Below are 20,557 nucleotides of genomic sequence, written 5' to 3'. Positions count from 1 at the left end.
GTGTGATTTCCTCGTTTATGGGAGTTCTGAATCAGGAGAGAGGTCAATCTGCGGTCCATCGCCCGGATGTGGAAACACGTGCCAGCACCCATCGTCGTGTCGAAAGAAGAACAGTGTTCGCACGCTGCCTGGTTGTGTGGTCTCGACGCGGACGCGCACGTAGCGTCGGCGGCCCAAACGGGTGCGACTGAATTCAATCACGCGAACAGGAACCGCCGGACCCGGGGCGAGCCATTTCTCGACCTGGAAACGTAGGGACTGCGCATTCCCCCCTTTCATGCCCGTCTCCCGTTAGACGAGGTCGGCCCGTATTAGCGAGCTGCTTTACCTGTCGCCACCTTCTTCCCGAATCGTGCTACGCCTACGAGGTGCGTCGCTCCCCATTCGCCGATGAAATGTCAATGGCCAGCAAGGAGCGGACGAAGTACGGCGCGCCTCCAGAGGCGACCGATTGGTGTCTGTATTTATTCGGCCGCGCACAAACCGTTCCCGTCCAGGAGGGTGCGGTGGAAGCTGCGACCGGATGCCCTTGCGGAGATGCCTGGAAACGCCGATTCCACAGATATGTGAAGGCTCTGTCCGAGTCAGCCTGGCGAATGTCTTGCACGTCAGCGACAACTGCCTATGCTGGCGAGCATGCTTGGAGCAGTTCGCCCAGTATCCGGGTAAGCCACTGGGCTTGAGTTCACGCACGAGCATACGCTGTCGAGGCGCACTTCCTGCGTTGAACCGAAAGCAGCTATCGCTGTTACATGTGGACGTTTCCCGAACAGGTTTGCCGATACGGAATCAACGGTAAGCGCTGAATTGGTGGAAACTTCGCACCAGTGGTTACCGGCGGAAAACTTGAGGTCGACTGCCAGTCGCATGTGGGTGCTTCTTCGCAATAGCCCGTGCGAACGGCGCGAGTCAGAGAGGCGTCCGCCCGAGTTCGCAATAAAAGAATCTGAGAGAAGACAATTGGGGCAGCCATCCGAGAAGCCGCCTACCGGGCTGAGCGCACTGGTCGAAGCAATGCTGTCACCAGGCTGGGCCAAAGCCGTCCGGGCCCTGGTGCTTGCACTGGCGGTGACGACGGTGACGAGCCTTGTCAGCAGGACGCTCAAGGCGACGGCCGGAGAAATCGCTCCAATCTGGTTGACCAATGCCGCCCTGCTTGCGCAAATGATGGTGGCACCGCACAGACAGCGATGGTGGGTGTTTGCCGGGGGCGTACTGGGCTATCTAATTGCCAACTTTCTCGCTGGTGAAAGTCTGGGTGTGTCTGTCTCATATTCGTGCGCCAACGTCCTCGAGGTGATGGTTGCGTTGGCGTTCGCCCCGGCTATCCCAACGGTCGCCGAGCTGTTTTGTTTGAAGCCTCTCCTGAAATTCATGGCCGGTGCAGTGTTGCTCGCGCCGGTTGCGTCCGGACTACTTGTGACCGCCATGCTGCACGGACAGCCAGTTGGCCACCCGCTGCAGAACTTTCGCAACTGGTTCCTCTCGGATGCTTTGAGCCTCGCCATATTGACGCCCGCCGCCGTCGTCTTCTGGACCGGAGAGGTGACCCAACTGCTGCGTGGCGAGCGCCGGCGGAAGACAGGGTGCCTCCTGCTCCTCGTTTGCGTCATCACGACGGCCGTATTCGGGCAAAACCACTTTCCGCTGTTGTACTGGGCGCTCCCACCCATCGTGCTACTGGCGTTTCAGGCAGACCTCGCAGGCTTGATGGTTGGATTGCTCCTGTGCCTGGGGATTGCGGTGTCGTTCACCGTTCGCGGGTCGGGACCGCTCTCGACGTTTCCCTATGGGGGCATGCAAAGCCGTATCTTTGAGCTGCAACTTTTTCTCGTCGCTGCTTTGGGCATTGCAGTACCTATCAGCGCCACGCAGGCGCGGCGTAGCCGCCTCCTTGCAATGTTCCGTGACCTCGAGCAGCGATATCGGATACTGGCAGAGAACGCGACCGATGTCGTCATGAGCATGGCGCTCGATGGCAGGCTCACGTACGTTTCGCCACGCACAACGGCGGTGACAGGAGTTGCCCCTGAAAACCTTATCGGTTTGCACCTCCAGGACCTGGTTCTGTCGGACGACCGCGATGCCCTTACTGCAGCGATTGAGAGCATGGCGATGGGTGCGACCGAGGCTTCCCAGGTGATTCGCTTCCGGCGCGCGGATGGCCGAGTCCTGTGGATGGAAATGTACCTTCGCCCTGTCATCGAAGCGTTTCGCGGCAAGCCCCAGGCACTCACGGCGACAGCGCACGACATCACGGAGCGCTGGGCGGCAGAGCAACGCCTCGCAGACGAGCGAAACCAGTTGCATGCGTTTGCCTTCCGGGACGGACTGACCGGCGTTTTTAACCGCCGATACTTCGACCGCGAACTGGCACTTCAATCGCAGCAGGACGCCCGCAAAAAGGACCGTGGTTTTGTCGCGGTTGTCATGGTCGATGTCGACAGATACAAGAGCTACAACGACCGATACGGGCATCAGGCTGGCGATGAATGTTTGCGCACGGTAGCGCAAGCTATCGCATCCTCGGCGAAACGTCCTGCAGACATAGTCGTGCGTTACGGTGGGGATGAGTTTGCGTTGATTCTGAAGGACACGGACCCGGACGGAGCACGCGTAGTTTCCGAGCGTATCCGGCAGGCCGTTGAAAGTCTCCAGATTCCGCACATCGCGTCCGCCGCCGGCATTGTCACGGTCAGCTGCGGAGTGGCGGCGCAACGACCGGACAGTGGCGGCGACAGCCTTAATCTGGTTATGGCCGCAGATAAAGCGCTATATGCGGCAAAGCGGCGGGGACGGAACCAGACTTGTGTGGCCGGGGTCGACGACGCAGATGACCCAGGAAGGTGACGCGGACATGCACGCTGGCCCTGTCTTCGCGGAGGACTGCAGGGTCTGCACACCTTGCTTGCGCTCGATTGATGCGACCCGGTGTCATCGCACTACGAATAATGGGTCAACCAGCACTGGGGAATGCTCCGGGCCGAGTTCGGCTCACTTCTGTCGCCCCCTCACGACCGCGCTGTCGCGTGTCAATACGTGCGCGCTCCAGGCACGGCGCATGCGAACAGCGCAGCAAAGGTTCGAGTGAGGGACAACGAGCCCGTGGCCATCGAAGTAATGCGGCTCGAGCTTGAGTCCGACCAACACCACGTTACCACCGCGCTCGACGGGTGGGAAGCGTTCGAGCAGGCAAACAGCCGAGAACCCGACATCGTCGTGACCGACTGGCACATGCCGCGCGCGGACGGACTGACTTTTTGCCGGAGGCTCCGGCACGCCAACCCGGCTTTCCGGATGCCGGTTATCCTCCTGTTCAGCGAGGCGCCGCCGGCAGACCGCACGGCCTCCCTGTACGACCGCTACTTGCGCAAGCCGGGCACGCCCGACGAGCTTCTTCAACTGATTCGACGACTGGTCGCCGGTCACAGTTGAGCATATCGCTAGAACAGCGTGTCGCTTCGCGCGCACTAAGGTTGCCGTCGCATCGTCTACCAGACTTTTCGTGGGCTTCCGCTGAGGTGGCTGGCGAGGCCCGCAAGGGCATTCGATAACAATGGCAGTCAGCTCACCGTGTGTCGACGTTTGCAGAATTGATGGCAAGTCCGGTTTCGGCGTTGGATGCTTTCGGAAGCGCGAAGAAATTCGCGGTTGGAAAAATATGACTGACCACCGACGCCGCAGGTCATCGACGACAGGTTTCGCCGGGACGCCGTTGATTCACTTAGGCCGGTTCTTTTGCGACACGAATTGTCACATTTCGACGGGTCAAGTCACGTGATGTCAACGGGGCGACGGCTCGCACGTTTATATGGGAGAGGCTACGGGTCTCAATCCTGAGGAGGGTATAGCGATGAACAAATTTTATGTGGTTTCTATTGCAGCATTGTTCTCCATAAGCGCCGCCTACGCCCAGACGTCTGCGCCGGCGGCATCCAGCAAGGCAGCAGTTCCCGCTGCTGCAACACAGTCAGCGTCGTCCAGCTGTGAAACAAAGGCGGTTGGAAAAAATGGGAAGCCGCTGACCGGGGCAGCGAAGTCATCCTTCATGAAAAAGTGCGAAGGGAATGTGAAGAGTGCGGCGTCGACCGCATGCGAAGCCAAGGCGGTTGGGAAAGACGGAAAACCTCTCGCCGGCGCTGCGAAAGCGTCGTTTATGAAGAAGTGCGAGGCAGGTGCCGGTAGCTAATCCGGTGCTCGACTCATAGGCCGGCCAGCAAGCCGGCCGTTCTTCTTCGTTGTAACCGGCCTTTCGGACAATCGAGGCTGTACAAACACCTCTTCGAGTCTGAAGGATGCTGACTAAGCGCGGGTTTCGCCAGCGTATGGGAGATGCCGCTTTCTGCCCTGCATCAGAATCCTGCAGCCTGGCGTATGCGCGTTCATCCGGATGATTTAAAGTCGCTGCTCGTCCGCATGAGAGGAAGCGAACTCGTTCTTCCGGCTCGTTATGCCTGAGGGCGGTCGGCGCTCGGGCGCTTGCGCATTTTGCTTCAACGGTATTGGGCGGCTTGCGAAGCGCGGCGCGCGGGAGGTTATCCTCGTTGGGCCTTTGTCTCGCCCTTGACGCTTCGCTTTTCGTTTGCGGCTGAGTCGCTTACGGGGTGGGCCGCATGACTCTTTACATGATGCTCTGGCTGTTTGGCTTTGAGCCGTCGGCTCTCGCCAATCGCTGCCTGGTCCTTGGCGTGGGAGTTGTCGCGTGCATCGTGCTCGCCTTGCTGCTGAATCGCTACATCTGGGCACCGGAACGCATGTGCCCCGCTCACCCGAGCAATCTGTCCGCTGGCGCTGCGAGAAAGAAAGAGAACAGATGAAATCGAAATAACGCCGCAAACAGGGCGAAGCGTGAGCTCCTGAGACATGCTCCTGAAGGTCCTGAAGGGCTGTCTCATCACTTGTAGCCGAGAATCGCCACAGCTGAAATGTCTAACCGGTCGCTGACATTGCAGGCCATGCTGCTCATGGGCGCCTGGAGCAACGTTGTATACGGCGAGTCCCGTCGCTTTTGATTTGCCTGTTTTCCGGACCGAACTCGTGTGGATGACGGGGGAAAAGCTCTTGGTCTGATTGAACGTTTTCATGTTGATACCCGTTCGACAATTGACGACCGAATGCAGCGACGTTGCCGCTGACAAACTTTACGCTCCATATTTCCAGTAAGCTCCGACGCGCCGGCTAATGACATCGGGAATATCATTAATACTGCGCCGGAATTAGCGTTCAACGGTTTTGTCTGGCTGGATACGACCGCCTATCGGCAGCTCTGGCCACGACGCGTGGTTTGCTGGCCCTCTCCGGTAACTCCGGCTAGAGTTATTGGCAAGGGTGAAATTGAGCAGCGCGCATTCTTCAGACTGCACGGCGGTATGAATGACCATTTCCCGCTTCCTGAACGACCCGTGAGGCCCTTCAGTGAAATCGGGAGCGCATAGACATCCGTTTTCAGGGCGAACGCGCATCTGGGTAGTCATCGGCTCGCATATGTCAGTCGACCCGTTCGAACGCAGCGTCGTGGGCGGCGGGCGACCCCGGAGTGTCCTAGTCCAGGGAGTTACCTTCTGATGAACATCCTGCTAGTCGACGATGACCGCGCTACGACCGATATGCTCGCGGACATCGCCTGTGCGATGGGGCACACCGCGTCCAAGGCGTATTGCGGCTCCGAAGCGTTGACGGCGGCTAGCGAAGAGGGCGGATTCGACCTGATTCTCCTGGACATTGCGCTGCCCGATATGAACGGTTACGAGGTGTGTCTCCGGCTGCGCGCATCCGAAAAATACGCGTCCCGGCGCATCATTTCGCTGAGTGCCGATGCTGACCTCTGCGACCACTATGACATGTCATGTTTTGATGGCTCGCTTTTGAAGCCGCTCGCACCCAGCGAGTTTATGTCCTTGCTCTCAGACAGAAACATCGCGCCGGAGTCAGGCTGACCCAGGCCTGCCAGCAAATTTTCGGGCAAAGCAGGAGCGTGCGCGCGTGCGAGCCCGCTATCGAGAGGCAACGCGAGCTGGTGGCGTGTGTATGGTGTCGCGGAGGATGCAGCAATGCTCGGGAACCCGCCGGAAGATTGCGCGGGGCGGGATGCTGCTGGCACCCAAATTGCGCAGAAAATAAGCACCCGATGGCGACACCCATGCTGGGCGTGAGCCTGTGGTCCGTGGACAGTCGTGAAAGGCCTTCCGATGGTTCCATCCCGCCGACGCTGAGGGCTTACCACGCGCCTCACGTTTCGCAGTCGCACAGAGTGGTGACCCCGCCTCGCATGGGCGGTGGCGGCTCTGCGGCGTGGCCAGCGGTCTGCTCGGCGCTCGGACGACAGGGACGCCAGCCAATGCATTGAAAGGCCGACGGATGCTGGCGACAAATCTCCATTTTTGCGAATCGCGAGGAGGGACCCAGGAATGTCACGCCCAAAACTTGTACACAGCGAACATAGACGAACAATTCCGGCTGCCGATTCATTAGACCATTTTTGCACGCATGCCGGGTACTGCATGACGGAGCACGGGCGCTATTTCGGCACACTTAAGGTTGTGCGGAAGACGGACGGACGCGTTATCTATCCGTTCGATGGGGCGCCGGCTATCGGCCCTTTCAGCACGGCGCAAGAGGCTCGTGACGCAGCAAAAGAGTATGGGCGCACCCTTGTCTCGGGCGACGTCTTAAACCCTGAAACGTAGGCAAGCTCGCATGAGCGCCGCATGGCTGCCAGGCCCGCGCAGGAAAGCCGAACCGCCAACTCGACAGGCGGCAGGTGCATACGCAACAGCCTCGGGCAGGGTTCACTGTTACAAGGACCTACCATGCCGAAAACTCGTTCAAGCCGGGAGGAATCGTAAAGACTTCGGGCATTCACTTCGTCGTTCACGCCGGTGGCAAGGACACCTTCGAAGTGGACGCGTAGAGGGCGACCATTTTCCCCAGACACGAGGTGGCAGGGGCGCCCACTTCGAACCGAAATATGCCGCGACGCGCTCGCAACGCCACGGTGAACTGCAGGGCACGGGAAAGCGCTGACTTTCGGATGCTGGAGCGGCTAGACCTTTCATTGAACCGCTACGACGCCCGTCTCCTTGGCTTCTAAGACCGCCGCCCCCGGCTCAAGCTTTTGCATATGATGGAGGTAGCAAAACGGAGGCGTGTATGTGCTACTCGGCCCAAGTCCAGGCAGACTATCGAAAATTTGTGCGCATATTTGGCGCCGTGATGGATATCCACGAGTTCGCGCGGCTGTTCTTCGAACGCGCCGAAGGCGTCAGCAAGGCAAAGATACCCAAGGCGATGGAAGACGCCTTTGCCGTTCCACTGAATGAAGACGAGCGCGAAAGCAAGGCCTTAATTGACCAGTTCAACACCGAGCAGGCGACGAAGCTTGAACAGGACCTGTTCAAGCAAAGAAAGCGATTGGCGGACGCGGAACGGTCATTGCAGACAAAGACAACCAAGGCCGCTACCGAGAGCCAGCGAATCGCCACGGACAAAATCGCTTGGACCCGCGGCAAGCTCGATGACATTCAACGGGCCGAGCCTAAGCCGCGCGACTCGCGGATTTTTCCTGGCCACTACGCCCCGGTCATGGTCGTTGAAAATGGCCAACGCGTCGTGAAACCAATGCGCTACCAGTGCCGTATTGCTGGCAAACCGCCTGTCTACGATATCAAATATCCTGGGACATACAATGCCCGTCGCGACAACCTTGAGGGTTTTTGGCGACCATGTTTTGGGTACACGCACGGCGTAATGCTTGTTGACGTCTTCTACGAAAACGTGAGCAAAGCGAAGTTTGAGGGAACGCTATCTGAAACACACGAGCGAGACGAAAACATCGTTTTGGAATTTCGTCCACGCAATGGCGAGTTGATGCACGTCGCCTGCTTGTGGTCACGTTGGTCGGCGCCGGGCGAGCCGGATTTATTGTCGTTTGCCGCGATAACGGACGAGCCGCCGCCAGAGGTCGCCGCCGCGGGGCATGACCGGTGCATCATCCCTATAAAGCCGGAAAATATAGATGCCTGGCTTAATCCGGATGCATCGAATCTCACGGCAATGTACGCGATACTTGATGACAGGGACCGCCCGTACTATGAGCATCGATTGGCAGCGTGACCCCACGCATCTATCGGCAATCGAGCTAACGGGCTTTCGAATTCAACCCCGTCCGCTAGCAATGTCCTTCACGGGATGTCGGCCGCAGAACCTCCGCACCGCGACCTCAATGGCGTCGGTGCGGTGAAGGATACGCGTCAAGAGGAGCACCACACGTGCGTCCGACGCCGCGCAGTGTTTGCTCGAATTCTTGCCGGGGCGCCGGCTCAGCAAATCTGGATGCTTTTGAACGCAGACCAGCACTGACGCAAGTGTTTCCAGAAGCCGTGGTATAAGCGCAGGCTAGGCTTCAACTTACCTGAGAACACCTAAAGCACGAGCCGACTCACAGGCAATCGGGCGGCGCGGCAAAGCGCGCCGCGTGTAAGGGGTAAGCGCCGACGAGTTACGCTCGGGACGGTTGCTGCAGTCTCTCGCCTCTCGGCCGAGACGGCCTTGTGTCATGATGTCAAGCGCGAAAATACCAAGGCGCATAAACGGCCGTAAGTCACCGGAGCTCAAAATGACGGACAACAACGAGTTAGCAGGTAGCCCGGAACCCGTTCCAGAATCACTGCGAATCCTTGCCGTATATCTGGAGAGGTCGCTTGATAAGGCCACAAGCATAGTGATGATGCGGCACACCACCGACGCTTGCACAGTGTATGTGGGCGACCCGGAAAATTCGCGTGAAGACCTGAAGCAGATTGGCACGATTACAATACCAGTCGCAAACGGAATCCTTGAATCGACTTCGTCAGGAGCGAACACGGTGCAGATTGACGGCCAGGTCTATCGTTTCGTCCGAAGCTTCGCGCAGGTTGGCGGCATGGCGGCCGTTGTCTTTTCAACGAACTAGACCACGGCTCATTCCGCCGTTAGCGTCTCAGCGACATAACCGAATCGGCTAAAAATCGCGGTCAACTCAGGCATCAGCAGGCACGTATCGATGGATATTTTTTATTACTGGCAAAAGCTCGAGCAGAACCTCAAAAACGGCGAAGTCGGCTACTTTGGCTCTAACAATACAAAAATCGTACAACTTGCAGAGCGGTTGCCAAAGCGCATCTGGGTATTCAAAACCCCTAAGGGGATGAAAGGGTCTATCCAGCTAGTCGGCTCATTGCGCGTCTGCGATGAGCCGCGCGTCGCGGTAAATACTGAATACCCATACGTCATCTACTATGACCCGTTCTCCCCTGAATCGGTGATTTACACGGACTCCAATACCTCGGAGCGCATCCAAGAAGTCTCTGGCTACTTCCAGTATCGATTCCACACTGCGTTCAGTGCCAACTTCACCGGCGATGCAGGCGTGCAGGTTATGGAATCGAATGTAGTCCGCGGTCTTGAGGCGCTGGTTACCGATTGGTGCACATGCCAGATGCTAGAGCGGGTCAAGGACCGCACGAAGGTCCAACCCATCAATCCGTTTGCGCACCACTCAAGGTGACATCAATCGCATAGACACAGCGCTGCACGCTACAAAGACCACCGCGACCTACCTATTGGTCGGTCCGCAGGAGGTCGATGGAAAGTCGCTTTCTCTGACGAAAGCTATGAAGCTTGATGTGCGGTTCCTTGCAGTGCATGCTGGGCTCCCAGTGTGCTTGGACACCGTGATGCCAGCCCAAGGGTGTTAGGGGACGTAAGCGCTGCGGTTTTGGACATCCCCAAGCTGATGGCCTGCTTTGAGTGCCGCGTTTCAGGTGCGGCGTTGCCGCTTTCGGTCTGAGGAACGAACGCATCGCTCACGGCATAGTCTCACCTGTCAACGGTGAAATGTTCCGCCGCGAACCAATCCGAATCAGGACCCGATGCGCCCGACTTTGACTAAATGGCTGTTTATCGTCTACCTCCTCGGTAGCGGGACGCTGTATTCGATGGCCATACTGCTCCTGTTTCCTTTCGTCGGCAGGGCTGGACGATACTGGTTCGGAAAACAATGGTGTCGAGCACTGGTGGTTGTGATGCGCTGGCTGCCGGGAGTCTCATGTTCGATAGAAGGGCTTGAACATATTCCTGAAGGGCCAGCGATACTACTGTGCCGTCACGAATCGACCTGGGAGACACTCGCGTTTCTTGCACTTTTTCCACGGCGCATCAGTTTTGTTTTCAAGGAGGAGCTTCTCCGCATTCCCTTTTTTGGATGGGTGCTGCGTGGCCTCGATATGGTTAGTCTGAACCGCGGCTCCGCTCGACAGGCTCATCAGGCTGTGACGCATGAAAGCGCCGAGAGGCTCGCGAAGGGAGATGTTGTTGTCATCTTCCCGGAGGGGACCCGGGTGCCACACGATGCCCCGTTGAGGATGACATCTGGAGGCGTTCGATTGGCTTGCGCGACTGGCGTACCCGCTGTTCCTGTGGTTCTCAACGCGGGCAAAGTCTGGCCGGCGAAGGACTGGCCCAGCGGCCGTGGACAAATTCGTGTGGTTGTCGGCCCGGCATTCTCTCCTCGGGACCTGTCACAGCAGGAACTGAGTCGAGCCGTCCACGAGTGGATGAAAAATGAACTGCTGCGGCTTTGATACGTTGAAAGCGGGATGGATTCCGCGCATTGCTTGGGTGACGGTACGAACGGTTAATAGTCACATAGCTTCTCCGGGGCCGCGCTGTGCTACCTGAGTTTGGTGAGAAGAGAATGCCGGTCTCTTTTGGACATGCGTTACCCACTGCGGTTATGGCATAGTGCGGACAGTCACGTACTGACAGAACGGGAGAGTCATGGCAACACTAGAACAAATCGAAGCAAAGATGAAAAATTTGAAAACCCAAGCGGAAGCTCTGGCGGCAAAAAAGACGCAGGCTGTCGTGGACCAAATCCGCGACATCATGTCGAAGCATGGTTTGACGACAGCGGACATTGAAGCCAAGACGTCGGCAAAGCGGGCAACGAAAGGACAGAAGGTCAGCGCCGCCGCCGGCAAAACGAAAAATGCCGATGTCACCAAGGCCAAAGCGGCGCCGAAGTATCAACATCCCAAAACGGGCGCAACGTGGACCGGTCACGGTCGCGCCCCCGCCTGGATTGCTGAAGCCAAAAACCGGAATAGGTTTCTGATTTCAGGTGCCGCTGAAGTGGCGGTCGCAGCGAATGCAGGTGTTGTGAGCAGGGTCAAGACCGCGGTCAATAAGACGGCGTCGAAGTCGGTCGGTGCGACTGGTGGCAAGGGTCAGCCGAAAGGCCCGCAGCCGGCGCTATATCGCGACCCGAAATCCGGCGCGACTTGGAGCGGACGCGGTCCGGCTCCGGCGTGGCTTGCTGGTGCCAAGGACCGGGCTAAGTTTCTGATTGATGGGGCGGCCGCTTCTGCCGCGGCAGCAAACACGAGCGTGCCGAAGGTTGAGGCGACGAAAGCGGTAGCCAAGAAAGCGGCCGTGAAAAAGGTTGTCGCCAAGAAGGCCACTGCGAAGAAGGTAGCCGCAAAGAAGGCGACTGTGAAGGCGGCGGCGGTCCAAGTCGCTCCGACGGCTGAGAAGACGGTTACTGCCAAGGAAGCGCGGGCAAAGAAGTCGCCGGCTGCGAGCAAGAAGGCGGCGGCGAAAAAAACCTCAGCATCGCCTGCGAAGAAGACTTCGGCAGCGCCAGCGAAGAAGGCAGCGGCGAAGAAGCTTGCTGAGGCAGCGGTTAAGCGCACAACGGCCAGGAAGGTTGTCGCCAAGAAAGCTGCTGCCGTCAAGGAGTCGGCTTCCACCGCCGTCGTCGCTGCGGCGGACGTGGCGGTCGCGACGGGCGCCTGAGTCCGCGCTACATTGACGATGTCATGGGGGAGGATATTTACGCGCCTCCCTCGTTTCGGGTTGCGTCTAACCGAGCACGCAGAACTCGGTTCTCGTCGCATCGACAGGAGCGATTGTCGTGGCTTACCGCTAACAGGCACGCAATGCGTCGAGACGGGCGGCGCATTTTGCATTCGAACCTCCGCGCTTGTAGGCTTGTGCCGCCTTTGCGCGGTCCGGGACGACGTCGCCAGGAGCACGCCTCTCCCAGTGCCCCTCCCAGTACAAACCAAGGTTGTATGCGGCCGCCCGGTGTCCGAGCTCCAAGGCCGTGGCATACATGTCCTTGGCCATCTCGAGGTCGGCGTCCATGCCGCGACCAAGCCGTGCACTGTCCGCGAGTGCTGCTGCCGCCAGGCCTCGCAGAGGCTCGCTCGCCGTATCGTCCTTCAGCACGTCGCCCAGAATGACGTGCCCGGTCTCGTAGTCCGCTGGCCCACCTGTCTCGGTGACGAGAGACAGTGCAAGCGCGACCCGAAGAGAAGGGTGCCGGTGAGGGCCAACCCGTTCAATCAGACGCCGGCCGAGGCAAGGCGCCCCCGACAGCGGGCTTGTGAGCAGGCCATTCGCAATGGCCGCGAGAGATTCAAGTGAAAGAAATCCAACCTTGTTTGCCGACACAATGTGTCGAAAGAACTTTTCCATGTCGAGCGCCGGGTCGTTCTGCCGAAGTTGTGCCCACTCGCGTTCAATTTGGCCCAGCCAGCTGGAATCTACAGACATCAGATTTGGCGTCCTTTGGTGAGTGATGAAGACGATGATACCTCAGCGCTCCTGTCGCCTGACCTCATAGGCAGGGCGCGGCCGCGTTCGCTGCAGCTCGAGGCGGGACACTGGTCTGTACGGTTACCGCTGCGAGTGCATCAACGGCGCTTTCTGCTTTGACATCAAGTCGTTACGCCGCATGTCAGCAGGTTGTCCACAGCCTTGCCAACAAAAGGTGGGGATAACTTGGCGGATGCGGCGAAGGGGCCGAATGCAACACACCGTGGTGTCGTCGTCGTCCGCGCATGCGTTGCTTATCGCAGTGCTCCTGGGTATCGCGCTGCTCACCTTGGCTAGCCAGATTACACTCAGGCTCGTGCGCCTCAGGCATAAAAGCAAAAAAGCCCCTCAGACTTCCGTCGCGAGGGGCTCCCTTTCCGGCGGTCCGGTTTAGACCGCGGCGTCCTTCAGCTTCTTCAGCGGGCGCACTTTCAGACGCACCGAAGCGGGCTTCGCGGCAAACCACTTGTCTTCACCCGTGAATGGGTCCTTGCCGAAGCGCTTCTTCTTTGCCGGCACGTCCTGAGCAACAACCTTCAGCAGACCCGGCAGCGTGAACTCCTTCGCGCCCTTCTTGTGGACCGACGCGAGCACCGTTTCTTCAAGTGCGGCCATCAATGCCTTCGCGGCTTTCGGCTCGACACCTGCACGCTCGGCAAGATGGGTAGCGAGCGAAGCCTTCGTGAACGAATCCTTAATGGGCTTCAGCGGCGTGGCAGCGACCGCCTTCCTCGTGGCAGGAGTCGTCGCCTTCTTCACCGTCGGCGTCTTCGCCTTTTTCGCGACCGGGGTCACTGCTTTCTTCGCAGCCGGCTTTGCTGCAGCTTTCGTTGCACTCGTTGTTGCCATAAATTCCTCGTCATTGGTCAAAGGTTGGCCTGAGACCTTTGCCTTTGCATAGTCACCGACAATACGCAAAGGTCCAAATCCTCAGGCTGGCGCTAGCGTAACAACCCAAGTTTGAATCTGCAACGTGCGAGCCCCTAAAACAAGGGATTTGGCGCCGAGTTAACTCAAAAACAGCGACCTGTACCCCTCCGGAGAACGCTGCGCTAACGAATACGGCTATGCGAAAGGATTTGAAGCACGGCCAAGAGGAGCAAACCTCTCGCGCGAGTCCGGCGTCGGGCGTGCTAGCGTTCGCCGCGCCGACGGTCGCTTTCGTCGCCGCTATCGAGTGCTCCCCGCCCGTTCCACGCCATCCACGGTAGCGCAGCATTCGCCGCCGGTCGGTCAAAGCGCCCGGGGTCTTAGTCGGCAACCAGTCAGTCAAAATACCTTCGAGCTTCCTCGAGGTCGAGGCACCCCGGACGAAAGCAATGAGCGCGGCATACCCCAGCGCTACAACTGCCGGTTCTTCCCGCTGCCGACTCGCAGAGCACTCTCTGCGTCAATCGGCGATATGAGCACCGACACGGGCCCACTCGCAGCGACGCAGCATTAGAGGCTTTAGCGGCTTCGCCACAAGCCGCTTGAAGTGGCGCCCATGGGGAAGCACGTGGGTCGAGGCTTGCCAAAGCGTGAAAGCCTGGGGACGTTACATTTCCAATGTTTGATTGCATCGCGAAATTGCCCAAGTGAGCCCGCCTTTTTGGCTGTGGTGGGCTGGACTGTGATGGCAAAACCGCGGTATCCCGCGCAGCTTTGCCACAATGGTTGCTGGCGATTCTTCCTGACGGGCATCGTGCACGTTGCAATCCGGGAGGAGGATGGGCAGACATAGTTACGGGCGTAATCTACCGCTCACGATACGTCTGGACACCCCCGCGGTGCCGTACTTAAGCCCGTTGGCGAGTCCATGTGTCATTCAAGATAGAATCGCTATCAATTTCTTGGTGGCGAGATGCCGGGCTTTATGCCTGGATATACACCTGACTATGACCGGACGAACCAGTTCTGATGCTTGATGACATCAAAAAGACCCTCTGGGCAACCGCCGACAAGCAACGCGCCAATATGGACGCTGCTGAGTACAAACACATCGTGCTCGGCCTCATTTTCCTTAAGTACATCTCCGATACTTTTGCCGCCCGGCGCGCCGAGCTGACCCGTCGCTTTGCCGACGAAGGCGACGAATACTTCCTGCACGGCGGTGACGACGAACTGCTCGCCGACGAACTTGAAGACCGTGACTACTACCGCGAGGTCAACGTATTCTGGGTGCCCGAAACCGCGCGTTGGGAGAGCCTGCGCAGCGCGGCCAAGCAGACCGACATCGGCAAGCGCATTGACGAAGCGCTGGCCGAAATCGAAGCCGAGAACCTTAAGCTCAAGGGCATCCTGGACAAGCGCTATGCCCGCTCGCAGTTGCCGGATGGCAAGCTGGGCGAGTTGGTCGACCTGATTTCGACCATCGGCTTTGGCGAGGACGCCAGCCATGCGCGCGATGTGCTCGGGCAGGTGTACGAATACTTCCTCGGCCAGTTCGCCAGTGCCGAAGGCAAGAAGGGTGGGCAGTTCTACACGCCGGCCTCCATCGTCAAGACGCTTGTGGCTGTGCTCGCACCTCACCACGGCAAAGTCTACGACCCCTGCTGTGGCTCCGGTGGCATGTTCGTGCAGTCCGAGAAATTCATCGAAGCCCACGGAGGAAAGCTGGGCGACGTGTCCATCTACGGGCAGGAATCCAACCCCACCACCTGGCGGTTGGCGGCGATGAACCTCGCGATTCGGGGTATCGACTACAACCTCGGGCGCGAACCGGCCGATACCTTTGTGCGCAACCAGCACCCGGACCTGCGCGCCGACTTTGTGCTGGCCAATCCGCCCTTCAACGTCAGCGACTGGTGGCACGGCAGCCTGGAAGGCGACCCGCGCTGGGTCTATGGCACGCCGCCGCAGGGCAACGCCAACTACGCGTGGCTCCAGCACATGCTGTATCACCTCAAGCCCAATGGCCGCGCGGGTATCGTGCTGGCAAATGGCTCGATGAGTTCCAGCCAGAACTCCGAAGGCGACATCCGCCGCGCCATGGTGGACGCCGACGTGGTCGAAGTCATGGTGGCCCTGCCGGGTCAACTTTTCTTCAACACCCAGATTCCGGCCTGCCTGTGGTTCCTCGCCAAACAGAAAGCCAGCCGCCAGGGTGAAGTGCTGTTCATCGACGCCCGCAAGCTCGGCAGCATGATTAGCCGTGTGCAGACGGAACTGACCGACGAGATTATTGGGCGCATCGCCAATACTGTCGCCGCCTGGCGCGGCGAGCCCATTGATGGTGTCGGCGAATACGCGGACGTTCCCGGCTACTGCCGGACCGTAGGTCTCGCCGAGATTGCCGAGCACGGCCATGTGCTGACGCCGGGGCGCTATGTCGGCGCCGAGGAAGTCGAGGACGACGACGAAGCTTTTGCCGAGAAAATGCAAAAGCTCACGGAAAAGCTGGGTGAGCAGATGGCGAAGGGCTCGGAACTGGACCAGTTGATTCGGCAGAAGCTTGGGGGACTAGGCTATGAGTTCTGAGTGGCAACAGGTGCATCTTCAGGACATCGCCACCGAGGTCACCGTCGGCTATGTTGGACCGATGGCTTCGGAATATGTTGAAAGTGGCATCCCGTTCTTGCGCTCCTTGAACATAGAGCTGTTCAATATCAACAAGAACGATTTGAAGTATATAAGACAGGATTTTCACGCGAGGATAAAGAAATCCGCTCTAAAGCCGCATGATGTTGTAATTGTCCGGACGGGCAAGCCCGGAACTTGCGCCGTTATTCCAAACTGGCTCGAAGATGCGAATTGTTCGGACTTGGTGATTGTGAGGTGCGGCGAGCGAATCCGCCCGAGGTTCCTATGCTACTGGGTAAACTCGGCGGCGTTACACCACATTGACTCCCATACGGTCGGCGCTGTGCAGCAACATTTCAATGTGGGTGCAGCTAAGAAGATGCGTGTCGCGGTCCCGTCTCTGGCCGAGCAAGACAGCGTTGTCAGCGTACTCGGTGCGCTTGACGACCGCATCACCCTTCTTCGCGAAACCAATGCCACCCTGGAATCCATTGCCCGCGCCCTGTTCAAGTCTTGGTTCGTCGATTTCGACCCCGTCCGCGCCAAGCAGGACGGGCGCGCGCCTCAAGGAATGGATGATGCCACGGCGGCGCTATTTCCGAACGGATTCGAAGTCTCGGAGTTGGGGTTAGTGCCGAGGGGGTGGCGCATCATGGCCCTAGCGGACGTATTGGCAAACCACGGTGGCACGATTCAAACCGGACCGTTCGGCAGCCAACTGCACGCTTCTGACTATGTGGAATCTGGAATCCCGGTAGTAATGCCGAAAGACATTCAGGGACGCCGAGTCAGTGCTGCCTCAATCGCATGCATTGGCCCTCAGGACGCCGACCGGCTCCAACGACACAAACTCAAAACAGGTGATATTGTGTTCAGTCGTCGAGGCGACGTTGAGCGGCACGCGCTAATTAGTGAACGTGAAGTTGGTTGGTTGTGCGGAACCGGCTGCTTGCTTGTTCGTCCTGGTCCGTCATGTCTGTCATCGTCGTTTCTCTCTATGACGCTAGACGCTCCGCGTGCACGACAATGGCTCGTCCGTCATGCCATTGGTGCAACGATGCCAAATTTGAACACTTCCATCCTCGGGTCCGTGCCGGTGGTACTCCCCGACACCAAGGTCTTGGAGATATTCGAAGAGACGGTTTCCGCGACGGAAGCACAGCTGACCCAAAACTCTGAGCTGGCGAACACACTCAGCTCCATTCGCGACACGCTCCTGCCCCGCCTGATTTCTGGGCAACTCCGTCTGTCCGAAGCCGAGGCGCTCGTCGCCTGACAACGACTATGACCGAAGACCAACTTGAACAGGAAACACTGTGCTGGCTGACTGATGTGGGTTACATCCGCCTTTTCGGCCCGGACCTCGCACCAGATGGTGCCAATGCAGAACGGGCTGACTATCGCCAAGTATTGTTGGTCGAACGTCTGCGCAGCGCCATTGCTCGCCTGAACCCCAGCATTCCGACCCAAGCTCGGGAGGATGCTTTGCAACGGGTGCGGGACCTCGGTATCCCCGCGCTACTCTCAGCTAACCGGCGCTTCCATCAATTGCTCATCGGTGGCGTGCCGGTGCAATACCAGCGCGACGGTGAGACACGGGGTGATTTCGTGCGGCTCATTGACTGGGCTAACCCGGCGGCCAACGAGTGGCTAGCGGTCAATCAATTTGCCATCAAAGGCTCGCATCACACGCGACGCCCCGACGTGATGCTGTTCGTCAATGGCTTGCCATTGGTGCTGCTGGAACTGAAGAACCCCGCCGACCTGAACGCTGACATCTGGAAGGCCTATGACCAGATTCAGACCTATAAGGCGCAGATTCCAGATGTCTTCCAGTACAACGAATTCCTGGTAATTTCGGACGGGTCGCAGGCGCGCATGGGTTCGCTTTCTGCCGATGCGGAGCGCTTCATGCAATGGCGCACCATCGACGGCGCCGCGCTTGACCCGCTCGGCCAGTTCAACGAGCTGGAAACATTGATACGCGGTGTGCTGGCACCGACCTACCTGCTGGACTACCTGCGCTTCTTCGTGCTGTTCGAGGATGACGGCGCACTGGTCAAGAAAATTGCTGGCTACCATCAGTTCCACGCGGTGCGCGCGGCTATCCATCAGGTGGTGACGGCATCGCGCCCGGGTGCGAGCCACAAGGGCGGCGTGGTCTGGCACACGCAGGGCAGCGGCAAAAGCATCACCATGACCTGCTTCGCAGCCCGCGTTATGCAGGAAGCGGCGATGGAGAACCCGACCATAGTTGTCATCACCGACCGAAACGACCTCGACGGACAACTTTTCGGCGTGTTCTCGCTGGCGCAGGACTTGTTGCGCGAGCAGCCGGTGCAGGCCGGCACCCGCCAGGACTTGCGCGCGAAGCTCGCTAACCGGCCCTCCGGCGGCATAGTGTTTGCCACCATCCAGAAGTTCATGCCCGGCGAGGACGAAGACACGTTCCCGGTGCTCTCGGACCGAAACAACATCGTGGTCATCGCCGACGAAGCGCACCGTACCCAGTACGGCTTCGAGGCACAACTGAAAGGCAAGCCGGGTCAGGAAAAGTACCAGGTCGGCTATGCACAGCACCTGCGCGATGCACTCCCCAATGCCACCTTCGTGGCCTTTACCGGCACGCCGGTATCGAGCGAGGACCGTGACACGCGCGCCGTGTTCGGAGAGTACATCCACGTCTACGACATGCAGCAGGCCAAGGAGGATGGTGCCACGGTCGCCATCTACTTCGAGTCGCGCCTGGCCAAGCTGTCGCTCAAAGCCGGGGACCTGCCGCACATCGACGCGGAAGTGGACGAACTGGCCGAGGACGAAGAGGAAAGCCAGCAGGCCAAACTCAAGAGCCGCTGGGCGGCGCTGGAAAAAGTCGTCGGCGCAGAACCCCGCGTGGCCGCTGTGGCGGCCGACCTCGTGGCGCACTTCGAGGAACGCAACAAGGCTCAGGACGGCAAGGCCATGGTGGTGGCGATGAGCCGCGAGATTTGCGTTCACCTTTATGACGAAATCGTCAAACAGCGCCCCGACTGGCACGAACCGGACCCGGAGAAAGGCGCCATCAAAATTGTCATGACTGGCTCAGCGAGCGATAAGGCGCTGTTGCGGACGCATATTTACAGCGGCCAGGTCAAGAAGCGGCTGGAAAAGCGGTTCAAGGACCCGGCTGACCCCCTGCGCATTGTCATCGTGCGCGACATGTGGCTGACTGGCTTCGATGCGCCTTGCGTGCATACGTTGTACGTGGACAAGCCCATGAAAGGTCACAACCTGATGCAGGCAATTGCCCGGGTAAACCGAGTCTTCAAGGACAAGCAGGGCGGCCTCGTAGTCGATTACATTGGCATCGCCAACGAGCTGAAGAGCGCGCTGAAGGAATACACCGCCAGCAATGGACGAGGCCGTCCGACGGTCGACGCGGCCGAGGCGTATTCCGTGCTCGCAGAAAAGCTCGACATCCTGCGCGGCATGCTCCACGGATATGACTACAGCGGCTTCCTGACCGGCGGACACAAATGCCTCGCTAGTGCTGCCAATCATGTACTGGGCCTTGAGGACGGCAAGAAGCGATTCGCCGACACAGCGCTCGCCATGAGCAAGGCCTTTACGCTGTGCTGCACGCTCGACGAAGCCAAAGAGGTGCGCGAGGAGGTGGCCTTTCTGCAGGCGGTGAAGGTCATCCTCACCAAGCGCGAGCTGAGCGACAAGAAGAAGACCAACGAGGAGCGTGAACTCGCCATCAGGCAAATCATCAGTTCGGCAGTGGTGTCCGAGAAGGTGGTGGATGTGTTCGAGGCGGTCGGGCTCGAAAAGCCGAACATTGGTATTCTCGATGAAGCCTTCCTCGCTGAGGTCCGCAACCTGCCCGAACGCAACCTCGCCGTGGAACTGCTGGAGCGCTTGCTGGAAGGCGAAATCAAGAGTCGCTTTGCAAGCAATGTAGTGCAGGAGAAGAAGTTCTCCGAAATGCTCGCAAGCGTCGTGACACGCTATCAGAATCGGGCGATTGAAACCGCCCAGGTCATCGAAGAGCTCATCGACATGGCCAAGAAGTTCCGCGCTGCCGCGACCCGGGGCGAGGAGTTGGGCCTGACGGAAGACGAAATCCGTTTTTACGACGCACTCGCCAATAATGAGTCAGCCGTCCGCGAGCTGAGCGACGAGACGCTCAAGAAGATTGCACACGAACTCACCGAAAATCTGCGCCAGAACATCACAGTGGACTGGTCGGAGCGGGAGAGTGTGCGAGCCAGACTACGGCTGATGGTCAAGCGCATCCTCCGTAAATACAAGTACCCGCCGGACCAGCAGGACGGCGCGGTGGAGCTGGTTTTGCAGCAGGCACAGGCATTGGGGGAGGCATGGAGTGATTAGCCGGTGAGTATCGAGGCGTGTAACGAAATGTCGGTACCGCCGCACG

17 protein-coding genes are annotated in these 20,557 nt (G+C 58.9%); 15 read left to right on the top strand and 2 right to left on the bottom strand.

Going from position 1 to position 20,557, the window contains the following annotated elements; genetic code table 11:
* Positions 1–1,014 precede the first annotated feature (1,014 nt).
* From PQR02_RS29690 to PQR02_RS29635, 12 genes are all read left to right on the top strand, one after another.
* Positions 1,015–2,850: a bifunctional diguanylate cyclase/phosphodiesterase gene (locus PQR02_RS29690; protein ID WP_408239975.1), complete on the top strand. Its 1,836-nt coding sequence runs from the start codon at positions 1,015–1,017 to the stop codon at positions 2,848–2,850.
* A 123-nt stretch (positions 2,851–2,973) separates the two neighbouring features.
* Positions 2,974–3,435 (top strand): response regulator, encoded by a 462-nt coding sequence (locus PQR02_RS29685; RefSeq protein WP_408239971.1) that lies wholly within the window; start codon positions 2,974–2,976, stop codon positions 3,433–3,435.
* A gap of 121 nt (positions 3,436–3,556) precedes the next feature.
* The gene (locus tag PQR02_RS29680; protein WP_408239968.1) at positions 3,557–3,781 is read left to right on the top strand and encodes a DUF1289 domain-containing protein; all 225 of its coding nucleotides are present in this window, start codon (positions 3,557–3,559) and stop codon (positions 3,779–3,781) included.
* Between the two features lie 72 nt (positions 3,782–3,853).
* Entirely contained in the window at positions 3,854–4,189 is a 336-nt protein-coding gene (locus PQR02_RS29675) for a hypothetical protein (protein ID WP_408239965.1), read from the top strand.
* Positions 4,190–4,625: 436 nt separating this feature from the next.
* A complete protein-coding gene (locus tag PQR02_RS29670) occupies positions 4,626–4,817 on the top strand; it encodes a hypothetical protein (protein ID WP_408239962.1) in 192 nt (63 codons plus the stop codon).
* A gap of 747 nt (positions 4,818–5,564) precedes the next feature.
* Entirely contained in the window at positions 5,565–5,936 is a 372-nt protein-coding gene (locus tag PQR02_RS29665) for a response regulator transcription factor (protein WP_408239959.1), read from the top strand.
* Between the two features lie 471 nt (positions 5,937–6,407).
* A complete protein-coding gene (locus PQR02_RS29660) occupies positions 6,408–6,686 on the top strand; it encodes a DUF6723 family protein (protein ID WP_408239956.1) in 279 nt (92 codons plus the stop codon).
* Positions 6,687–7,149: 463 nt separating this feature from the next.
* Entirely contained in the window at positions 7,150–8,112 is a 963-nt protein-coding gene (locus PQR02_RS29655) for an SOS response-associated peptidase family protein (protein ID WP_408239953.1), read from the top strand.
* A 502-nt stretch (positions 8,113–8,614) separates the two neighbouring features.
* Positions 8,615–8,950, top strand: coding sequence for a hypothetical protein (locus PQR02_RS29650; protein WP_408239950.1), 336 nt, complete (start codon positions 8,615–8,617; stop codon positions 8,948–8,950).
* 90 nt (positions 8,951–9,040) lie between these two features.
* Positions 9,041–9,544 (top strand): hypothetical protein, encoded by a 504-nt coding sequence (locus tag PQR02_RS29645; RefSeq protein ID WP_408239947.1) that lies wholly within the window; start codon positions 9,041–9,043, stop codon positions 9,542–9,544.
* Positions 9,545–9,908: 364 nt separating this feature from the next.
* Positions 9,909–10,619, top strand: a complete 711-nt coding sequence (locus PQR02_RS29640) for a lysophospholipid acyltransferase family protein (RefSeq protein ID WP_408239944.1) — start codon at positions 9,909–9,911, stop codon at positions 10,617–10,619.
* A gap of 196 nt (positions 10,620–10,815) precedes the next feature.
* Positions 10,816–11,832, top strand: coding sequence for an H-NS family nucleoid-associated regulatory protein (locus tag PQR02_RS29635; protein ID WP_408239941.1), 1,017 nt, complete (start codon positions 10,816–10,818; stop codon positions 11,830–11,832).
* 129 nt (positions 11,833–11,961) lie between these two features.
* Here the strand turns inward: PQR02_RS29635 and PQR02_RS29630 are convergent, their stop codons facing one another.
* Positions 11,962–12,594, bottom strand: coding sequence for an SEL1-like repeat protein (locus tag PQR02_RS29630; protein WP_408239938.1), 633 nt, complete (start codon positions 12,592–12,594; stop codon positions 11,962–11,964).
* A gap of 432 nt (positions 12,595–13,026) precedes the next feature.
* On the bottom strand, positions 13,027–13,485 hold the full coding sequence (locus PQR02_RS29625) for an HU family DNA-binding protein (RefSeq protein WP_408239935.1): 459 nt from the start codon (positions 13,483–13,485) through the stop codon (positions 13,027–13,029).
* 1,050 nt (positions 13,486–14,535) lie between these two features.
* Here PQR02_RS29625 and PQR02_RS29620 point away from each other — a divergent pair.
* From PQR02_RS29620 to PQR02_RS29610, 3 genes are read left to right on the top strand one after another with little or no spacing between them, the layout of a single operon-like run.
* Entirely contained in the window at positions 14,536–16,095 is a 1,560-nt protein-coding gene (locus PQR02_RS29620) for a class I SAM-dependent DNA methyltransferase (protein WP_408239932.1), read from the top strand.
* Complete coding sequence (locus PQR02_RS29615; protein ID WP_408239929.1) at positions 16,085–17,413, top strand: restriction endonuclease subunit S; 1,329 nt, start codon at positions 16,085–16,087, stop codon at positions 17,411–17,413. The genes PQR02_RS29620 and PQR02_RS29615 overlap by 11 nt, the downstream gene beginning before the upstream one ends.
* An 8-nt stretch (positions 17,414–17,421) precedes the next feature.
* On the top strand, positions 17,422–20,511 hold the full coding sequence (locus PQR02_RS29610; protein ID WP_408239926.1) for a type I restriction endonuclease subunit R: 3,090 nt from the start codon (positions 17,422–17,424) through the stop codon (positions 20,509–20,511).
* Positions 20,512–20,557 lie beyond the last annotated feature (46 nt).

This window comes from Paraburkholderia sediminicola, from assembly GCF_046026895.1.
Taxonomy (GTDB): Bacteria; Pseudomonadota; Gammaproteobacteria; order Burkholderiales; family Burkholderiaceae; genus Paraburkholderia; species Paraburkholderia sediminicola_C.
Note: the sequence above shows the minus strand (reverse complement) of the source record. Positions and strands in the feature narration are given on the sequence as shown.

Excerpts from the sequence above, each read along its gene's own strand:
- PQR02_RS29645 (WP_408239947.1), top strand. The coding sequence starts at position 9,041 with ATGGATATTTTTTATTACTGGCAAAAGCTCGAGCAGAACCTCAAAAAC.
- PQR02_RS29625 (WP_408239935.1), bottom strand. The coding sequence starts at position 13,485 with ATGGCAACAACGAGTGCAACGAAAGCTGCAGCAAAGCCGGCTGCGAAG.
- PQR02_RS29650 (WP_408239950.1), top strand. The coding sequence starts at position 8,615 with ATGACGGACAACAACGAGTTAGCAGGTAGCCCGGAACCCGTTCCAGAA.
- PQR02_RS29685 (WP_408239971.1), top strand. The coding sequence starts at position 2,974 with ATGCTCCGGGCCGAGTTCGGCTCACTTCTGTCGCCCCCTCACGACCGC.
- PQR02_RS29615 (WP_408239929.1), top strand. The coding sequence starts at position 16,085 with ATGAGTTCTGAGTGGCAACAGGTGCATCTTCAGGACATCGCCACCGAG.
- PQR02_RS29665 (WP_408239959.1), top strand. The coding sequence starts at position 5,565 with ATGAACATCCTGCTAGTCGACGATGACCGCGCTACGACCGATATGCTC.
- PQR02_RS29620 (WP_408239932.1), top strand. The coding sequence starts at position 14,536 with ATGCTTGATGACATCAAAAAGACCCTCTGGGCAACCGCCGACAAGCAA.
- PQR02_RS29670 (WP_408239962.1), top strand. The coding sequence starts at position 4,626 with ATGATGCTCTGGCTGTTTGGCTTTGAGCCGTCGGCTCTCGCCAATCGC.
- PQR02_RS29610 (WP_408239926.1), top strand. The coding sequence starts at position 17,422 with ATGACCGAAGACCAACTTGAACAGGAAACACTGTGCTGGCTGACTGAT.
- PQR02_RS29675 (WP_408239965.1), top strand. The coding sequence starts at position 3,854 with ATGAACAAATTTTATGTGGTTTCTATTGCAGCATTGTTCTCCATAAGC.
- PQR02_RS29630 (WP_408239938.1), bottom strand. The coding sequence starts at position 12,594 with ATGTCTGTAGATTCCAGCTGGCTGGGCCAAATTGAACGCGAGTGGGCA.
- PQR02_RS29635 (WP_408239941.1), top strand. The coding sequence starts at position 10,816 with ATGGCAACACTAGAACAAATCGAAGCAAAGATGAAAAATTTGAAAACC.
- PQR02_RS29655 (WP_408239953.1), top strand. The coding sequence starts at position 7,150 with ATGTGCTACTCGGCCCAAGTCCAGGCAGACTATCGAAAATTTGTGCGC.
- PQR02_RS29660 (WP_408239956.1), top strand. The coding sequence starts at position 6,408 with ATGTCACGCCCAAAACTTGTACACAGCGAACATAGACGAACAATTCCG.
- PQR02_RS29690 (WP_408239975.1), top strand. The coding sequence starts at position 1,015 with ATGCTGTCACCAGGCTGGGCCAAAGCCGTCCGGGCCCTGGTGCTTGCA.
- PQR02_RS29680 (WP_408239968.1), top strand. The coding sequence starts at position 3,557 with ATGGCAGTCAGCTCACCGTGTGTCGACGTTTGCAGAATTGATGGCAAG.
- PQR02_RS29640 (WP_408239944.1), top strand. The coding sequence starts at position 9,909 with ATGCGCCCGACTTTGACTAAATGGCTGTTTATCGTCTACCTCCTCGGT.